Source organism: Sphingomonas sp. MMS24-J45, assembly GCF_044881195.1.
Lineage (GTDB): Bacteria > Pseudomonadota > Alphaproteobacteria > Sphingomonadales > Sphingomonadaceae > Sphingomonas.
Genome location: NZ_CP173255.1, coordinates 734433 through 750898, shown reverse-complemented (window position 1 = coordinate 750898; position 16466 = coordinate 734433). Strand labels below are relative to the sequence as shown.

Annotated in this window: 15 protein-coding genes and 3 pseudogenes; 3 read left to right on the top strand and 15 right to left on the bottom strand. The window is 64.1% G+C overall.

Annotated features, from left to right (window positions below):
- Positions 1-15 precede the first annotated feature (15 nt).
- The 7 genes and pseudogenes from AB5I39_RS03850 to AB5I39_RS03820 form a co-directional block, all read right to left on the bottom strand.
- Positions 16-972 carry a UDP-glucuronic acid decarboxylase family protein gene (locus AB5I39_RS03850; RefSeq protein WP_404371380.1) on the bottom strand — a complete coding sequence of 319 codons (957 nt, stop codon included), beginning with the start codon at positions 970-972 and terminating at the stop codon, positions 16-18.
- 35 nt (positions 973-1007) lie between these two features.
- The gene (locus tag AB5I39_RS03845) at positions 1008-1973 is read right to left on the bottom strand and encodes a GDP-L-fucose synthase family protein (protein ID WP_404371377.1); all 966 of its coding nucleotides are present in this window, start codon (positions 1971-1973) and stop codon (positions 1008-1010) included.
- A gap of 9 nt (positions 1974-1982) precedes the next feature.
- On the bottom strand, positions 1983-3083 hold the full coding sequence (gmd, locus tag AB5I39_RS03840) for a GDP-mannose 4,6-dehydratase (RefSeq protein ID WP_404371375.1): 1101 nt from the start codon (positions 3081-3083) through the stop codon (positions 1983-1985).
- Positions 3084-3172: 89 nt separating this feature from the next.
- Positions 3173-4171, bottom strand: a complete 999-nt coding sequence (locus AB5I39_RS03835; protein WP_404371372.1) for an NAD-dependent epimerase/dehydratase family protein — start codon at positions 4169-4171, stop codon at positions 3173-3175.
- On the bottom strand, positions 4168-5172 hold the full coding sequence (locus AB5I39_RS03830; protein WP_404371369.1) for an acyltransferase family protein: 1005 nt from the start codon (positions 5170-5172) through the stop codon (positions 4168-4170). Before AB5I39_RS03830 ends, AB5I39_RS03835 begins: the two co-directional genes overlap by 4 nt.
- 85 nt (positions 5173-5257) lie before the next feature.
- Positions 5258-6555 (bottom strand): annotated as a pseudogene (gene wecC / locus AB5I39_RS03825) (UDP-N-acetyl-D-mannosamine dehydrogenase).
- A 116-nt stretch (positions 6556-6671) separates the two neighbouring features.
- Positions 6672-6794: a hypothetical protein gene (locus AB5I39_RS03820; protein ID WP_404371367.1), complete on the bottom strand. Its 123-nt coding sequence runs from the start codon at positions 6792-6794 to the stop codon at positions 6672-6674.
- On the opposite strand from AB5I39_RS03820, the gene AB5I39_RS03815 reads away from it, so the two are divergent.
- Entirely contained in the window at positions 6784-7593 is an 810-nt protein-coding gene (locus AB5I39_RS03815; RefSeq protein WP_404371364.1) for an FkbM family methyltransferase, read from the top strand. The genes AB5I39_RS03820 and AB5I39_RS03815 overlap by 11 nt on opposite strands.
- A gap of 7 nt (positions 7594-7600) precedes the next feature.
- On the opposite strand, the pseudogene wecB reads toward AB5I39_RS03815, so the two are convergent.
- The 4 genes and pseudogenes from wecB to dut all read right to left on the bottom strand — a co-directional run bounded on the left by wecB (position 7601) and on the right by dut (position 10324).
- Positions 7601-8720: pseudogene (gene wecB, locus AB5I39_RS03810) on the bottom strand (non-hydrolyzing UDP-N-acetylglucosamine 2-epimerase).
- Positions 8721-8754: 34 nt separating this feature from the next.
- Entirely contained in the window at positions 8755-9504 is a 750-nt protein-coding gene (locus AB5I39_RS03805) for a HesA/MoeB/ThiF family protein (protein ID WP_404371362.1), read from the bottom strand.
- A complete protein-coding gene (locus AB5I39_RS03800) occupies positions 9501-9881 on the bottom strand; it encodes a hypothetical protein (RefSeq protein ID WP_404371359.1) in 381 nt (126 codons plus the stop codon). The genes AB5I39_RS03805 and AB5I39_RS03800 overlap by 4 nt, the downstream gene beginning before the upstream one ends.
- On the bottom strand, positions 9878-10324 hold the full coding sequence (dut, locus tag AB5I39_RS03795) for a dUTP diphosphatase (RefSeq protein ID WP_404374001.1): 447 nt from the start codon (positions 10322-10324) through the stop codon (positions 9878-9880). Before dut ends, AB5I39_RS03800 begins: the two co-directional genes overlap by 4 nt.
- A 134-nt stretch (positions 10325-10458) precedes the next feature.
- Here dut and AB5I39_RS03790 point away from each other — a divergent pair, with 134 nt between their 5' ends.
- Positions 10459-10683, top strand: a complete 225-nt coding sequence (locus tag AB5I39_RS03790; RefSeq protein ID WP_404371356.1) for a DUF3072 domain-containing protein — start codon at positions 10459-10461, stop codon at positions 10681-10683.
- A gap of 3 nt (positions 10684-10686) precedes the next feature.
- Here AB5I39_RS03790 and coaBC read toward each other — a convergent pair.
- The 4 genes and pseudogenes from coaBC to AB5I39_RS03770 form a co-directional block, all read right to left on the bottom strand.
- Positions 10687-11867: pseudogene (gene coaBC, locus AB5I39_RS03785) on the bottom strand (bifunctional phosphopantothenoylcysteine decarboxylase/phosphopantothenate--cysteine ligase CoaBC).
- Positions 11864-12979, bottom strand: coding sequence for a hypothetical protein (locus AB5I39_RS03780; protein ID WP_404371353.1), 1116 nt, complete (start codon positions 12977-12979; stop codon positions 11864-11866). Before AB5I39_RS03780 ends, coaBC begins: the two are co-directional and overlap by 4 nt.
- Before the next feature lie 141 nt (positions 12980-13120).
- Positions 13121-14656 (bottom strand): 2-polyprenylphenol 6-hydroxylase, encoded by a 1536-nt coding sequence (ubiB, locus tag AB5I39_RS03775; protein WP_404371350.1) that lies wholly within the window; start codon positions 14654-14656, stop codon positions 13121-13123.
- A gap of 13 nt (positions 14657-14669) precedes the next feature.
- Positions 14670-15413: a class I SAM-dependent methyltransferase gene (locus AB5I39_RS03770; RefSeq protein WP_404373999.1), complete on the bottom strand. Its 744-nt coding sequence runs from the start codon at positions 15411-15413 to the stop codon at positions 14670-14672.
- 144 nt (positions 15414-15557) lie between these two features.
- Between AB5I39_RS03770 and mutM the strand changes: the two genes are divergently transcribed.
- Entirely contained in the window at positions 15558-16367 is an 810-nt protein-coding gene (gene mutM / locus AB5I39_RS03765; RefSeq protein ID WP_404371347.1) for a bifunctional DNA-formamidopyrimidine glycosylase/DNA-(apurinic or apyrimidinic site) lyase, read from the top strand.
- The last annotated feature ends 99 nt before the right edge of the window (positions 16368-16466 follow it).

Sequence of the window (16466 nt, the reverse complement as noted above, 5' to 3'; positions counted from 1 at the left end):
GCGTCAGCGCCATCCTCAACGGATTCCGCGGAAGTAATCGATCGTGTGCTTCAATCCCTCACGCAGCGGCACGTTCGGTTCCCAATTGTTGAGGAACTGCTTCGCATTCGAAATATCCGGCTTGCGCTGCGTCGGGTCGTCCTGCGGCAGCGGCAGATAGACGAGTTCCGACTTGGAACCGGTCAGCGCCAGCACTTCCTGCGCCAGCTCGATCATCGTGAATTCGACCGGGTTGCCGATGTTGATTGGACCCGTCACGTCCGGTCCGGTGTCCATCAGGCGCAGGAAACCTTCGACCAGATCGTCGACATAGCAGAAGGAGCGCGTCTGCTTGCCTTCGCCGTAGATCGTGATCGGATCGCCCTTCAGCGCCTGGACGATGAAATTGGAGACGACGCGTCCATCCGCCGGGTGCATCCGCGGGCCATAGGTGTTGAAGATGCGCGCGACCTTGATCTCCACCTGATGCTGGCGGTGATAGTCGAAGAACAGCGTCTCGGCGCAGCGCTTGCCTTCGTCATAGCAGGAACGGATGCCGATCGGATTGACGTTGCCCCAGTAGCTTTCGGGCTGCGGGTGGACGCTCGGATCGCCATAGACTTCGCTGGTTGACGCCTGGAAGATCTTGGCCTTCACGCGCTTGGCGAGGCCAAGCATGTTGATCGCGCCGATCACGCTGGTCTTGGTCGTCTGCACCGGGTCATGCTGGTAATGCACCGGCGAAGCGGGGCAGGCGAGGTTATAGATTTCATCAACTTCGACATAGAGCGGGAAGCACACGTCGTGGCGCATGAATTCGAGGCGTGAATGGTTGTGCAGATGTTCGATATTGCGCTTGGCACCGGTGAACAGATTGTCGACGCACAGGACCTCGTGACCCTGCTCAAGCAGACGGTCGATCAGATGCGAACCGACGAACCCGGCGCCGCCGGTGACGAGGATGCGCTTCCTGCTTTCGTAAAGACGTGCCACGTGAACTTCCCCTTATCAAAGCGTAGTATAGCGTTTCAGACGGTGGCGCCGCGCGCTGAACCGTTGATGACATGCTCGAGAAACCAGCGATAGACCGCGGGCACTCCCTGGTTGAGTGGTGTCGATGCGCGCCAGCCAAGACCATTCAGCTTCGCGGTATCGACCAGCTTGCGCGGGGTTCCGTCGGGACGGCTCGCATCGAACACGAGATCGCCGGTAAAACCGACCGCGTCCGCGACGTGCCGCGCGAGATCGGCAATGCTGACTTCCTCCCCGGTGCCCACGTTGACGAAGTCTTCGTCCGAATATGTTTGCGCGAGATAGACGAGCGCGTCGGCAAGATCGTCAACGTGAAGGAACTCGCGCAGCGGCGTTCCGCTGCCCCACACCGTCATCGCGGCCGCGCCCGCCAGCTTCGCCTCATGCGCCTTGCGCATCAAGGCGGGGAGGACATGGCTCGACTCCAGGTCGAAATTGTCGAACGGACCGTAGAGATTGGTCGGCTGCGCGGAGATGAAGTCGCAGCCATATTGCCGACGATAGGCGGCGCACAGCTTGAGCCCCGCGATCTTGGCGATCGCATACCATTCGTTGGTCGGCTCGAGCGCACCAGTCAGCAACGCGCTTTCCGCCATCGGCTGCGCGGCCAGCTTCGGGAAGATGCACGACGATCCAAGAAAGACCAGCTTGTCGACCCCGGCACGACGCGCGCCCTCGATCACATTCGCCTCGATCATGAGGTTGTCGTAGAGAAATTCGCCCGGAAAATCGTTGTTCGCAGCAATTCCACCGACTTTTGCGGCGGCGAGAAAGATCAGATCGATCCCGGCGTGATCGAGCCACGCAAAGGTAGCCGCCTGATCGCGCAGATCGATCCGCTTTTCGGGCGACACGATCGTGCAGCCTTCTCCCGCCAGCCGCCGCACGATCGCACGGCCGACCATGCCGTGATGCCCGGCGACCCACACGCGCTTGCCAGTCAGATCAAAGGCGATAGCCATGGATAAGGATCAGCTCTTGACCGCGTACAGCGTCGAGGGGCGTTCTTCGTCAGGACGACGGCTTTCGGCCTCGCGTGCGATGACCTTGAGATCCTCGCGCACCATCTCTGCGCACAGTTCGGCGAGCGTCGTGGTTGCTTCCCAGCCGAGCAGGCGCTTGGCCTTGGCCGGATTGCCGATCAGCAGATCGACTTCGGTCGGGCGGAAATACCGCGGATCGACCTTGACCAGCGTCTTGCCGGTCTTGGCGCAGCGGCCGACCTCGTCGACGCCTTTGCCGCTCCAGTCGATCTTCACGTCGACCTCGGCAAAGGCGAGCTCGACGAACGAGCGCACGGTCTGCGTGACGCCAGTCGCCAGCACGAAATCGTCGCCCTTGGGCTGCTGCACGATCCGCCACATGCCTTCGACATAATCGCGCGCATGGCCCCAGTCGCGCTTGGCGTCGAGATTGCCGAGGTAAAGCGTGTCCTGCAGCCCGAGATGGATTGCCGCCACCGCGCGCGTGATCTTGCGCGTCACGAAGGTCTCGCCGCGGCGCGGGCTTTCATGGTTGAACAGGATGCCGTTCGAGGCGTGCATTCCGTACGCCTCGCGGTAATTCACCGTGATCCAATAGGCGTACATCTTCGCCGCGCCGTAAGGCGAGCGCGGATAGAAGGGCGTCGTTTCCGACTGCGGTACTTCCTGCACCAAGCCGTACAGCTCGGAGGTCGAAGCCTGATAGATGCGCGTCTTGTCGACCATGCCGAGCAGCCGGATCGCCTCAAGCAACCGCAGCGTGCCGATGCCATCGGCGTTTGCGGTATATTCAGGCGTCTCGAAGCTGACCGCGACGTGGCTCATCGCTGCGAGATTGTAAATCTCGTCAGGCTGGGTTTCCTGTACCAGGCGCGTGAGGTTCATCGAATCGGTCATGTCGCCATAATGCAGGTGCAACCGCGCGCCGATTTCGTGTGGATCCTGGTAAATATGGTCGATCCGGCCAGTGTTGAACGACGATGACCGCCGCTTCAGCCCGTGGACTTCATATCCCTTGGCGAGCAGCAATTCCGTCAGATACGCCCCGTCTTGCCCGGTTATCCCGGTAATCAACGCGGTTTTGCTCATCAAAATACCCCCGGCATGCAGCGTGGACGCCATAGCAGCCTGTAACATTCCGTCCAGTGCTGCATTTGCGAAGGGGGCGTAAGCGCGTCCTACGTGGCGCTATAGGCCCGATACCAGTCGACAAAACGGGGAACGCCAACATCGATCGCGACGCCTGGCGCAAAGCCCAAATCCCGCTCGATCGCGCTGATATCCGCAAACGTATCCGCCATATCGCCCGCTTGCATTGGCGTGTTGATGCGAATCGCGGATTTGCCGCACGCCGCCTCGATCAGGTCGATCAGCCGGTCGAGCCGTTCCGACTTGTGATTGCCGATATTGTAGAGCCGGTGCGGATTGGGGCTGCCGCCTGCCTTCACGCTGCCATCATCGGCGGGCGGATGGTCGAGACACGCGATGATTCCGGCCACGATGTCGTCGATATAGGTGAAGTCGCGCCGCATATCGCCGTGGTTGAATACCTGGATCGGCCGCCCCTCCAGAATTGCGCTGGTAAACAGCCACATCGCCATATCGGGGCGGCCCCAGGGGCCGTAGACCGTGAAGAAGCGCAGGCCCGTCTGCGGCAGGCGATAGAGATGCGCGTAGGTCTCGCTTATCAATTCATCGGAGCGCTTGGTTGCAGCATAAAGCGACAGCGGACGGTCGGCGCGGTCATCGACCTTGAAGGGGAGGGTAGCATCCCCGCCGTAGATCGAGGAGGACGAGGCATAGACCAGATGCGCGACGCCGCGCGCGCGCCCGAGTTCGAGCAGATTGAGATGCCCCGCGACATTCGAGTGGATGTACGCGCGGGGATTCTCGATCGAATACCGCACTCCGGCTTGCGCGCCGAGATGGACGATCCGGTCGAAGTCCGCCCCACCGAGCACCACATCGAGCGCGGCATGATCGGCGAAGTCGACGCGGTGCATCGTAAAGCGCCCGTCCGCTTCGGCCTCGATCGCAGCGAGGCGCGCTTCCTTAAGGCTGACCGGGTAATAATTGTTGAAATTGTCGATTCCGATGACTCGCTCGCCCCGCGCAAGCAACGCGCGCGATACCGCGGCACCGATGAACCCGGCGGCACCGGTGACGAGGGTGGTCATGCCGGGGCTCCTTGTGCGGCAGATACGGTGCGGGCGCGCTGCGGCAGGCGCTTGGACCAGACGATCGCCGGGCGCTCGACGGCCAGCCACAGACCCATTGCCGCACCGATCGAGGCGGCCACCGCAATCGCGGCCATCGTGAACCAGCCCAGCGACATCCTGCTAAGCAACGGCAATATGGTCAGGATGACGAGCAAGTGCACAAGATACAGCGAATAGGAAATATCTCCGAAGAAAGCGAGGACAGGGTGTGAACGCCGAACGAACACGATGATGAGCGACGCGACGATCGTCGCACCCAGCGTGGCGGCGGGGGACTTTACCGCAATGACGACCAACGACAGCGCGAGACTTACCCAAAATGCGTGCGGAGCGATCAGTCGCTCCCGTTGAAGGAAGAGCAATATGCCCACCATGAAAACGGGCAAATGCAAAAGGAGGTTCTCGCGCTGGCCGAGCGCCACTTGATCGACCGGAAACCAGCCCGGCGTCGCGAAACACATCGCAGCAGCGCATCCCATCGCGCTCAGTACCGGGCGGCGCAGCAAAAGTGGGTAACACAGGCCGATCAGTACGTAGAATTGGAATTCGACGCAGAGCGTCCAGAATACACTCAGCAGCCAGCTCTTGCCGAAGAGCGGTACGAGATAGGCGGCGTGGAGCGCCACTTGTGCGCCATCGATCCGAAAAGGAGTATGTTTGATCGTCGCCACCAGCAGATTAAGCAGCAGCACTGCCGCGATCGTTACGAAATAGGGTGGCTCGACCCGCGCGAACCGGCGCGTGATGAACCCTCCGAAATCTTCCAGCCGATAAGACGATCTATAAAGCGAATAGGGCAGGACGAAGCCCGATATGACGAAGAAAGCGGTTACCCCGTGATAGCCGAGTTCTGCCACGCGGGCGATGGCGCGGGGCGGCGCGACGTAGGCGCTCGCCGCGACATGATGAAGTAACACCGCGAGCGCGGCGAGACCGCGCAGATCGTGAACCGATTGCACGCGATGTCCCGGCTGCGATGTCGCTGCGATCCCCACTCTCGGCTGAAACCACATCCGCGGGCCGAACGGAAGTCCCTAATTTAGGTTAGCCCACCAGACGCAACGGCTCCTGCTTTGCCGTGGCGCGCGGCTGATCGGGCCAAATGCCGCGCGTGTCGTAGACGATCTTGTCCGCGCGCTCGTCGACCGGCACCGATTTGAACACGTCGTGATCGACCAAAACGATCATGATGCCGCACGTCTCGATCGCGCTATCGATGTCGGTCAGCGTCGCGCCGGTGCCGTCGAACGCGGGGGCAGCGTGTCGGTATAGGGCTCGACCACGTCGAGCCGATCGCCGAATTGCGCGGCCAGCGCGGCCGCGACCTTCAACGCCGGACTCTCGCGGAAGTCGTCGATGTTCGCCTTGAAGGCGAGGCCGAGGCACGCGACGCGCATTCCCGGATGGGCTGCGACCATCGCTTCGGCGCGCTCGACGACATAATCGATCTTCGCGTCATTCACTTCGCGTGCGGTGCGGATCAGCGGCGTGTTGGCGCGGTCGGCGTGCACCAGGAACCACGGATCGACCGCGATGCAATGCCCACCGACGCCGGGGCCGGGCGACAGGATGTTCACGCGCGGATGGCGATTGGCGAGGCGAATCACCTCCCACACATCGACATCCATCGTATCGGCGACGCGGCTGAGTTCATTGGCAAAGGCGATGTTGACATCGCGGAACGCATTCTCCGTCAGCTTGGTCATTTCCGCCGCGCGGCTGGTCGTCGTGACGCAGGCCCCACGCACGAAGCGGCGGTAGAATTGCAGCGCCTTGCGCGCGCACCGCGGCGTGATGCCGCCGATCACGCGGTCATTGTCGATCAGCTCGACCAGGATGCGGCCGGGCAGCACGCGCTCCGGGCAATAGGCGATGGCGACATCCGGGCTTTCTGCTGTCTTGCCGGGAATCTTCAGATCGGGGCGAAGCTGCGCCAGCAGATCGCGCACTTTCTCGGTGGTGCCGACCGGCGAGGTGGATTCGAGGATCACCACGTCGCCGGCCTTCAGCACCGCCGCGATCGTCGTCGCGGCGCGCAGGACATAGCCGATATTTGGGGCGTGATCGTCGGCAAAGGGGGTGGGGACGGCGATGACGAACACATCGGCGGGTTCGATGAGCGTGGCCGCACGCAGGTTGCCGCGTGCGACGACGCCCGAGACGAGACCGTCGAGATCGACCTCCTCGATATGTACCTTGCCCGAATTAACCGTCTCGACGACATGTTCGGACACGTCGATACCCAGCACCTGCGCGCCCGTCCGCGCGATGACGGCGGCGGTGGGCAACCCGATATAGCCCAGGCCGACGACAACGACCTTGAGTGCAGAATCCGAAATCATCGTTCATCCCGTTCGCTATGCGGGGAACGATGTGCCCTTGCGGTGGTGAATAATTCGCAAAGGATAGCGCAATCTCATAGCATCATCCGCCGGAGGCTGGCAGGGTGTGCGCGTGTTCAGCTTTCGGACGGTACCGAGGCATACCGCATCAAAAGCTCTTTGAGAAAGCGCTCCCGCTTGCGATAGGCCGAGCCGCCCGCCTGCAGCAGGATTCTTGACGTCATGAATTTGAGCAACATTGCGACCGTCCTGTCTAACCCGGCGCTTGGCTTTGAATATATCGGCTGGCGGATCGCGCAAGCGCGCTCGGGCAACGCGACCTTCAAGCTCAGCAATGGCGCGCTGATCGGGAATTTCGTCAATTTCAGCGAATATCACTCGATGCGGGGGTGCATCTCGCCCGCCGAGCAGCATTTCTTCCTCGATCGCGTCGCGGGCACGCCGGGTGACATCATCGATATCGGCGCAAACGTCGGCATCGTCAGCGTGCTCCTGGCCCACCAATTTCCCGAGCGCGTCGTCCACGCGATCGAGCCTGCGCCTGGCACCTTTGCAGCGCTCGGCAAGAATATTGCGCTGAATGGACTGCGCAATATTCGCGCGCATCAGCTCGCGGTCGCCGATGCCCCTGGCAGTCTTTCGTTCAACGCCAACCCGACCGAGCGCGCGACCGCGCGCATCGCCACCGCCCAGGACATGCACGTTCAGATCGTCGCGGCGACGACACTCGACCAGTTCGTCGCGGATCAGGCGATCGACGCGCTCGCGCTGCTAAAGATCGATGTCGAGGGCTTTGAAAGCCTGGTGTTCGGCGGCGCGCGCGACACGCTCGCACGGCGGCTGCCGCGGGTGATTTTCATGGAGGTATGCCCGCCACTGACGCAGTCGGCCGGGTTCGACCCGGCGGAGCCGGCGCGTATTGTCCAGGCGGCGGGCTATACGTGGTTCCGGCTTGAGGAATCGGGTCGGCTGGTGCCGGTAACGCCCGAGCAGACGGCGGGGGTGACGCTGGAAAACTGGGTCGCACTGCCCGCTTAAGGGTCGCTCAGCCGCCCGCCACAACCTTGGCGATTCGCGCGCTCGCATGGCCATCGCCGAACGGGTTGTGCGCGCGGGCCATCGCGGCATACGCATTCGGATCGTCTAGCAAAGTGGTGACTTCGGCGACGATCCGCTTGGGGTCGGTGCCGATCAGCTTCGCCGTCCCCGCCGCCACACCCTGGGCGTTCGGTCGTCTCGCGCATGACCAGCACGGGCTTGGCGAGCGCGGGCGCTTCCTCCTGAACACCGCCCGAATCGGTTAGCGCGATGTCGCATAGCTCCAAGGCGCGGATGAAGTGCGGGTAATCGAGCGGATCGATTCGCGCGATGTTCGGTCGGTCGCCCAGTACGCGTTCCATCGCGGCGACGACGTTGGGGTTGGGGTGCATCGGAAACAGGATCGCGACATCGTCGCGCGCGGCAATGCGGCCTAGCGCGTGGGCGATATTCTCCATGCCACCGCCGAAATTCTCGCGCCGATGCGTGGTGACGAGCACGATGCGCTTGCCCGCGAAACGTGCGGCGATGTCGTCCAGCCCCGTCGCCAGCGAGGGGTCCGCTTTGAGCTTAGCGCGCGTCGCGTGGAGTGCGTCGATCACGGTGTTGCCGGTGACGTGAATCGTCGCGGGATTGATATTCTCGCGGTGCAGCGCCTCGGCCGCCGTCTCGGTCGGTGCGAAGTGCTGGTCGGCGATCGGGGCGACGATGCGGCGATTCACTTCTTCCGGCCAGGGCTGATAGATGTCGCCCGAGCGAAGTCCCGCCTCGACATGGCTGACCGGCACCTTGCGGTAATAAGCGGCGAGCGCGCCGACCATCGCGGTTGCGGTATCGCCTTGCACGATCACGCGATCGGGCCGCTCGGCATCCATCACATCGCCCAGACCGGTCAGCAAGCGGGCGGTTAGGCGGTCGAGCGACTGGCCCGGCTCCATCAGATCGAGATCGATATCGGGCGTCAGGCCGGCGATGCTCAGCACCTGATCCAGCAGACCGCGATGCTGCGCCGTGACGCACGTGCGCACGTCGAGGCCGGGCGTGGCTTTCAACGCGGCGACCACGGGGAACAGCTTGATCGCTTCCGGACGTGTGCCGAAGATGACGAGGATGCGCGCGCTTTTCATGCGTTTGCCCTACCGCGCTCCGGTTAAGGCCGCGCTAACCGCAAGCGTCGCAGCCTGGGTCCTTTGGCAGCGCGATCGTGCGGAAGCGGAAGGCGAGCGCATCGACTAGCAGCAATTTGCCTGCGCTGTCATCCCCGAAGCCGATAATAGCGCGCATCGCCTCCAGCGCGGCGAGGCTGCCCATCACCCCGGTCATCGCACCGATTACGCCGAGGTCGGCGCAACTGTCGCCTGCGGCATCGGCGGCATCGCCCACGAAACAGCGGTAGCAGGGCCTGTCGGTCTCCCACCCACGGAACACGCCGAGCTGTCCCTCGAACTGACCGACCGCCGCCGATACGAGCGGGATGCGCAGGCGGTGCGCTGCATCGGCCACCGCGAGGCGAGTCGCGAAACTGTCCGTGCCGTCGAGCACGACATCCGCGCCGCCGATCAGAGCCTCGGCATTGTCTGCGGTCAGCCGTTCGGCGTGCAGATCCAGCGTAACGTGCGGGTTGATCCGGGAAACGGCCAGCGCCGCGGCGGTCACTTTGGACGCGCCAATATCGACGTCGCCAAATAAGGTCTGTCGCTGCAGGTTCGACAGGTCGACCGTATCGTTATCGATTAGGATCAGCCGCCCGATGCCGGCTGCCGCAAGATATTGGATTGCAGGCGATCCGATCCCGCCTGTACCGACGACCGCTACGCACGCCGATTTTAGTCTTGCCTGACCGGCCCCGCCGACCTCGCGCAGGACGATGTGGCGTGCGTAGCGCTCCAGCTCCGCGTCGGAAAGGCTCATCCGCGCCAGTCGAATACGATCGTCGCCCGGTACCACGTCCCGCTCGCGCTAGCGCGCAAATTCAAGTTTCCGCGCGCGAAACCGGTGACCAGACCCGCCGCATATTGTTCGACGGTCGGGCAGGCGATGGCATGGGGCACGGTTTTGCGAATCACGCCCGATCCATCGATCAGCGCCGCGACATCGACCCTTACAACATAATGGCCATCGGCCGGCTTTGGCAGGGCGCAGCGCCCGGCGGCTACCTCGCCGCCAACAAAGGCATTTAATTGCGGCGTCATTTCCGGCGCGGAGACATAGGGCATTGGCGCAAGCGTGTCCCAATCGACGGGAACGGCGGGCGCATCGGCCGCCTGAATAAGCAATAAGGCGATCATCGTCCGGTCGATCCGAAACCCCCGGTTCCACGGTCCGTATCGTCGAGCGATACGACCACGTCCAGCGTTGCGCGCTGAACCGGGGCCGGAACGAGTTGAGCGATGCGATCGCCGCGCGCGATCTCGAACGGCTCCTGACCAAGGTTGATCAGGATCACCTTCACCTCGCCGCGATAATCGCTGTCGATCGTGCCGGGGGTGTTGAGACACGTGATGCCGTGCTTCAGGGCAAGGCCCGATCGCGGACGCACCTGCACCTCATAGCCCGCCGGGATTGCGATCGCGAAGCCCGTGGCGACTGCAGCGCGCGCGCCGGGGGCAAGCGTCGCGGGCTCGGCGGCGACGACGTCCATCCCGGCGGCGCCCTTGGTCGCATAGCCAGGCAGCGGTAGGCCTTCGCCGTGGGGCAAACGCTTTAGCGCGATCGTGATCGGGGTCGGCATGTTGAACGGCATAGCCGAATCGGGCGAGCGCATGAAAGCAAAGTCTTCTTGATTGCGGTCAATATTCAACCGCCCGGGAACCCGCGCGGGATTGAAAGATTGAGAACATAAAAGCAACATCAACGAGGTGCTCCGTGGACAATTCCCTGCATAATCCCAAGCTGGACGAGCATCCGGCATCCAACGTGGAAAAGGATCCGGAAACTTGGGTATCGGGCGATGATCCGATGACCGGCGCGCAAGCCTCCTATCTGACGACGCTATGCGAACAGGCAAAGATCGACCCGCCCAGTGCGGATTTGAGCAAGGCCGAAGCATCAGTGCAAATTGATGAGCTGAAGCACAAGCTCGGGCTGTAAGGTTCAGCCGAGCGCTTCGGCGATCCGCTCGGCGAAGCGTTCGGCGACGGCGTCTTTCGGCATTTGCTCCCAGCTTTCGACGCCGTTTGCGGTGACGATATGGACGGTGTTCGCGGCGCCGCCCATCACGTCGCCGGAGACGTCGTTCGCTACGATCCAATCCACGCCCTTGCGGAAGCGCTTTGCGGTGGCGTGCTCGATCACGCGCTCGGTTTCTGCCGCAAAGCCTATCAACAAGCGTGGGCGGCGCGGATGAGCGGCGAGCCCAGCAAGGATGTCGGGATTTTCCACCAAGTGCAGCGCCGGCGGTCCGCCTGCACCTTTCTTGATCTTCTGGCGCGCGCTTTCCACGCGCCAGTCCGCAACGGCCGCGACCATCACGGCGGCATCGGCGGGGAGGGCGGCTTCGACCGCAGCGTGCATCTGAAGCGCGGTCTCGACGTCGATCCGCGTCACCCCTGCGGGCGTAACGAGCCGCACCGGCCCAGCAACCAACGTTACCCGCGCGCCGCGCCGTGCCAGGGCGGCCGCAATCGCAAAGCCTTGCTTCCCCGACGAGCGATTGGCGAGATAGCGCACCGGGTCGATCGGCTCATGCGTCGGCCCCGCAGTGACGAGGATGTGGGTGCCGTGCATTCCGGCAACGGCGGACGTCAAAGCAACGCCGCCTCGATCGCCGCAAGTATCGCCGCCGGTTCCGGCAGGCGGCCCGGGCCGAACTCCCCGCACGCCATCGCGCCCTCATCCGGCTCGATCACCGTTACGCCGTCACTCCGCAGCGTCGCGACGTTGCGGCGCGTCGCGGGGTGCTGCCACATCCGTACATTCATTGCAGGGGCGGCGAGAACCGGCTTGTCGGTCGCCAGCAGGAGCGTCGTCGCGAGATCATCGGCGATCCCGGCCGCCATTTTCGCGAGCAAATCGGCAGTGGCGGGGGCGACGACGAGGAGATCGGCCGCGCGGCTGAGCTGGATATGGCCCATCTCTGCCTCGTCCTTCAAATCCCATAGCGAAGTATAGACCTGGTTTTCGGACAGCGCTGCCAGCGTCATCGCCGTGATGAAATGCGCGCCGCCTGCGGTCAGGACGCAAGTCACCTCGATCCCGGCCTTGCGGCACAGGCGGATCACCTCGCACGCTTTGTAGGCTGCGATGCCGCCGCCGACGATCAGAAGGACCTTCACCGGGTCACTCGCGTAATCGTGATTTTCCGGCGTGGAGTGCGCGCGGCGGCGGTCAGATCGCGCACGCCATCGGGCACGAAGGCGAGGCCGATCAGGAGCGTGGGCGCGATCATCAGCCCCCAATAGAAGGTGTCGGTCCGCCCGAACAGCCCGAGCAGCGCGGCATAGACCGCAAACACCGCCAGGGCGCGCAGCGCCAGCGTGCTGTTCCACGCCGACCAGCCGAATAAAGCGAGGCCGACCAGCGGGGCTGCGAGCCATAAGGGGGCAAGAGCGAGCGCGGTCGATAACTGCATCGTCTTCACGAAGAAGCCAAAGCCCAGCAACCCGGTCCAGCCGGGCGACGCCGGATCGGTCGGCCGTACGACCTGCCCGACAGCATGAGCGTGGAGCGCGACCACGATCGCGAGGATCGCGAGCGTCGCCGCCCACCCAAGGGCTTCCTTGCGGTTGCCCTCCAGCAACGCGAGTACGGCCATCACGCCGACATAGAGTGCAGCCGTCTCGCGGATCAGCATCGCGCTCAGCCCGATCGCGACCGCCTCGATCCATTTGTCCTCGCGCCGCACCGCCAGCGACAGCGCGATCAGCAAGCCTGCCCATACCTCATGGAAACTCGCCAATTCACCCTGCACGAACGCAATCAGCCCGCCGCACAGCAGCGCCATCGCGATCAGGCGTGGCGGCGTCCGCGCGAAGACAGGTCTCAGCCGTCGATACCAGGCGAGCAGGACGCATACCGTCAGTGCGTAGAGCAACCCTGTCGTAACGCTGCGCGGCAACAGCGCCTGCACGGCGGCCAGCGTCGGCAGCCGAAAGGTGACGAACGGCCGCATCGGATAATCGCCGTTGCGCAGGGCCTGGGCCGCCGCGGAGTAATAATCCTGACCGCCGCGCATATCCTGCACGATCGATTCGTACAGCATGACGTCCGCCTGATCCTGCGCGCGCTGGGCGGGGTCGTGGCTGATCGGCGGGGGCCCCGGGCTGATCAGCGCGAGAAGGGTAGCGGCGAGCAGCAACGCGAGCAGCGCCAGCGCGATCCGCGCGGCTTGTGGTTTCAGCGCGACGTAGCGCGAGGGGGAGGAGAGCCAGAGGGGGGCTTGGGTCACAAGCCCCCCCCACCCGACATCCGTCACCCCGGCCGCGTGCCGGGTTCCACCAAGCCGCTCGAAATGCCTCGGGCCCTTGAGCGACATTGCTTGCTGCACGGTGGACCCCGGCACGCGGCCGCGGCGACGGAGACAGGAAGGTTACCCCCACAACATCCACCCGATGCCCAAGCTCGCCGCGACACTTACCAGCGATACCGCGACATAGCGCCACCCGCCGCCGATCCTGACCACTTCGATCTCGCGCAGCGGCGGTTCGGGCGGGGCGCCCGGCGGGTTGGGGAAGCGGCGTTCGATGTTGCGGATCAGATCGGGCAGGCGGGCGAGGGTGCGGAAATCCTCGACCAGCCGGTCTGCCACTGCCGCCTCTGGCCCGAGTTCGGTGCGAATCCATTCGCGCACGAATGGGGCGGCCGCGTCCCACAGGTTGATGTCGGGGTCGAGGCTGGTCGCGACGCCCTCGACCATCACCATCGTCTTTTGCAGCAGCAGCAGATGCGGCTGCGTCTGCATGTCGAAATCGCGGGTGATGTTGAACAGGCCGTCCAGCATCATGCCGATCGACATGTCCTTGACCGGCATCCCGCGCATCGGCTCACCGACTGCGCGCAGTGCGGTCGCGAATTCGGCGACGCTGTGGTGCGGCGGGACATAGCCCGCTTCGAAGTGGATTTCGGCGACGCGTTTGTAGTTGCCGGTAATCAGCCCATAGAGGATTTCGGCGAGCCAGACGCGCGCGCGGCGGTCGATCCGGCCCATAATACCGAAATCGATCGCAGCGATCTTGTTGCCGGGCAAAGCGAACAGGTTTCCCTGGTGCATGTCGGCGTGGAAGAATCCCTCCGCGATCGCCTGGCGCAGGAAAGCGTGGACGAGCGTGTCGGCCAGCTTCTGCATGTCATAGCCGGCCGCGACCAATGCCTCGCGGTTCGACAGCTTGATGCCGTCGATCCATTCGAGCGTCAGCACCTTGCCCGCCGTTCGCTGCCAATCGATCGCGGGCACCAGGAAATCGGGCTCGGCGGTCATGGCATCGGCGAGTTCGGAGGCGGACGCCGCCTCGCGCCGGAAATCGAGCTCGCGTGCGGTCCAGCGCTTGAACGTCTCGATCACCAGGCGCGGGCGCAACCGGGCGATCTCGCCGCCCATCGCCTCGACTTGCGCGGCGGCCCATTGATAGGTGTCGATCGCGCGGGCGAAATCCTCCTCGACGCCAGGACGCAGGACCTTGATCGCGACGGTGCGGCCATCGGTGGTGACGCCGCGATGGACTTGCGCGATCGAAGCAGCGCCGACCGGCGTCGGGTCGATCGAGGCGAAGAGGTCAGCCGGATCGCGCTGAAACGCGCGCGTCATTGCGGCGTGGATCGTCTCATACGGGACGGGGGGCAGGGTATCCTGTAGCCGCATCAGATCGGCCGCCGCCTCATCCCCGACGATATCGGGGCGTGTCGCGAGTGTCTGACCAAGCTTGATCGCAGCGGGGCCGATCGCCTGCAACGCATCGGCATAGCGTGGGACCGCGGGCACGCGCGCGCCGATCCGCGCGATGCGGGCGAGGCGGCGCACCGGGGTGGGGGTGTTGGGATCGCGCTCGATGCCGCGCAGCGCCCCGTGCCGCGCGAGGATGCGGCCCCATTTGAGCAGACGCCAGACGTGAATTGCGGGGGCGGTCATGTCCTAAGCCCCATCAAATCTTCCACCCGGAGTGAATCGCGACCAACCCGCCGAGCATCGGCTCGACATTGGTCTGCACGAAGCCGGCGTCACGGATCATGCCTTCGAAGGTCGGCATGTCGGGAAAGCGGCGGATCGATTCGATCAGGTAGCGATAGCTGTCCTCATCCTTTGCCAGCAGCTTGCCGAGCTTGGGCACCACCTTGTGCGAATAGGCGTCGTACACGTCGGCGAAGCCGGGCCACAGCGTGGTCGAGAATTCGAGGCAATAGAAACGCCCGCCGCGCCGCAGCACGCGGTTCGCCTCGCGCAGCGCCTTGGGGATGTCGGTCACGTTGCGGATGCCGAACGCGATCGTATAGGCGTCGAAGAAGCGGTCAGGGAATTGCAGAACCTCGGCATTCGCTTCTGACCAGACCAGCCCGTCGATGCCGCGCTTGGCGGCGCGGTCCATGCCTACTTCGAGCATTTGTGGATTGATATCGGCGACCGTGATGCTCGCACCCGATTCGGCAAGGCGGAAGGCAATGTCACCAGTGCCGCCAGCCATATCGAGAATCTGTTCGCCAGCGCGCGGTTTGACGCGGCGCACGAAGCGGTCCTTCCACAGCCGGTGCATCCCGCCCGACATCGCGTCGTTCATGATGTCGTAGCTGCGCGCCACGCTGGAAAAGACACCGCCGACGCGGGCGGTCTTTTCGGTGGCGGGAATGTCTTCGTACCCGAAGGAGACGGTGTCGGCGCCGGGGGCTGTCATGGGATCGCTCATGACAGCGGCTCTAGCCGAGCCGCGCGCCCGCGCAAACCGTCGCGTGGTCCTCCACCAGATTTTCACGACGTCGCCGTGATCAAAGAGAAGGGAAGATGTTGCGGCTTCGCTGCGATCGCGCGATGGCGGACTATGCCTGAGCTTCCCGAAGTCGAAACCACCGTGCGCGGGCTTACCCCGGTGCTGGAGGGCCAGCGGATCGAGCGTGTCCAGTTGCGCCGCGCTGATCTGCGGCGGCCGTTTCCGGTCGATCTGGGCCAGCGGTTGACCGGTGCGACCGTCACCGGCCTGTCGCGCCGCGCGAAATATGGGCTGATCGACACCGATCGCGGCGATACGATGATCTTCCACCTCGGCATGTCGGGGCGGTGGCGCGTCGATCCGGCGGAGGTGCTGCCGCACGATCATCTCATCCTGGAAACCGCGACGCGGCGGCTGGCGCTCAACGATGCGCGGCGGTTTGGGTCGGTCGATCTGGTCGCGACCGAATTGCTGGCCGATTTCCCCGCTTTCAAGGCGCTCGGGCCCGAGCCGCTGGGGCCGGGTTTGACGGCGGCCTATCTCCAGATTGCGCTGGAAGGGCGAATCGCGTCGATCAAGCTGATGCTGCTCGATCAGCGAATCGTCGCGGGGCTGGGCAATATCTACGTGTGCGAGGCGCTGTTCCTGGCCGGCATCTCACCGAAGCGCGCCGCGGGGAAGGTGTCGCGCGCCAAACTCGATCGACTCGTGCCCGCGATTCGCAGCGTCTTGCTCGCCGCGATCGAAGCGGGTGGGTCGAGCTTGCGCGATTATGCCCGGCCCGACGGGGAATTGGGCTATTTCTCCAAGCAATTCTCGGTTTACGGTCGTGAAGGGCAGCCCTGCCCCTGTGGCGGGACAGTCGCGCGCTATGCCGAGGGCGGGCGATCGACCTTCTGGTGTCCGAAATGTCAGCGATGAGCGCCGCAACGGTTGACCGTTCAGCGGCTTCTCGCTAAGGCGCACGGCTTCCGGGGCCGGGAGGTTACTCCCGCCCTTTCTTATTTACAGAATCAGAGG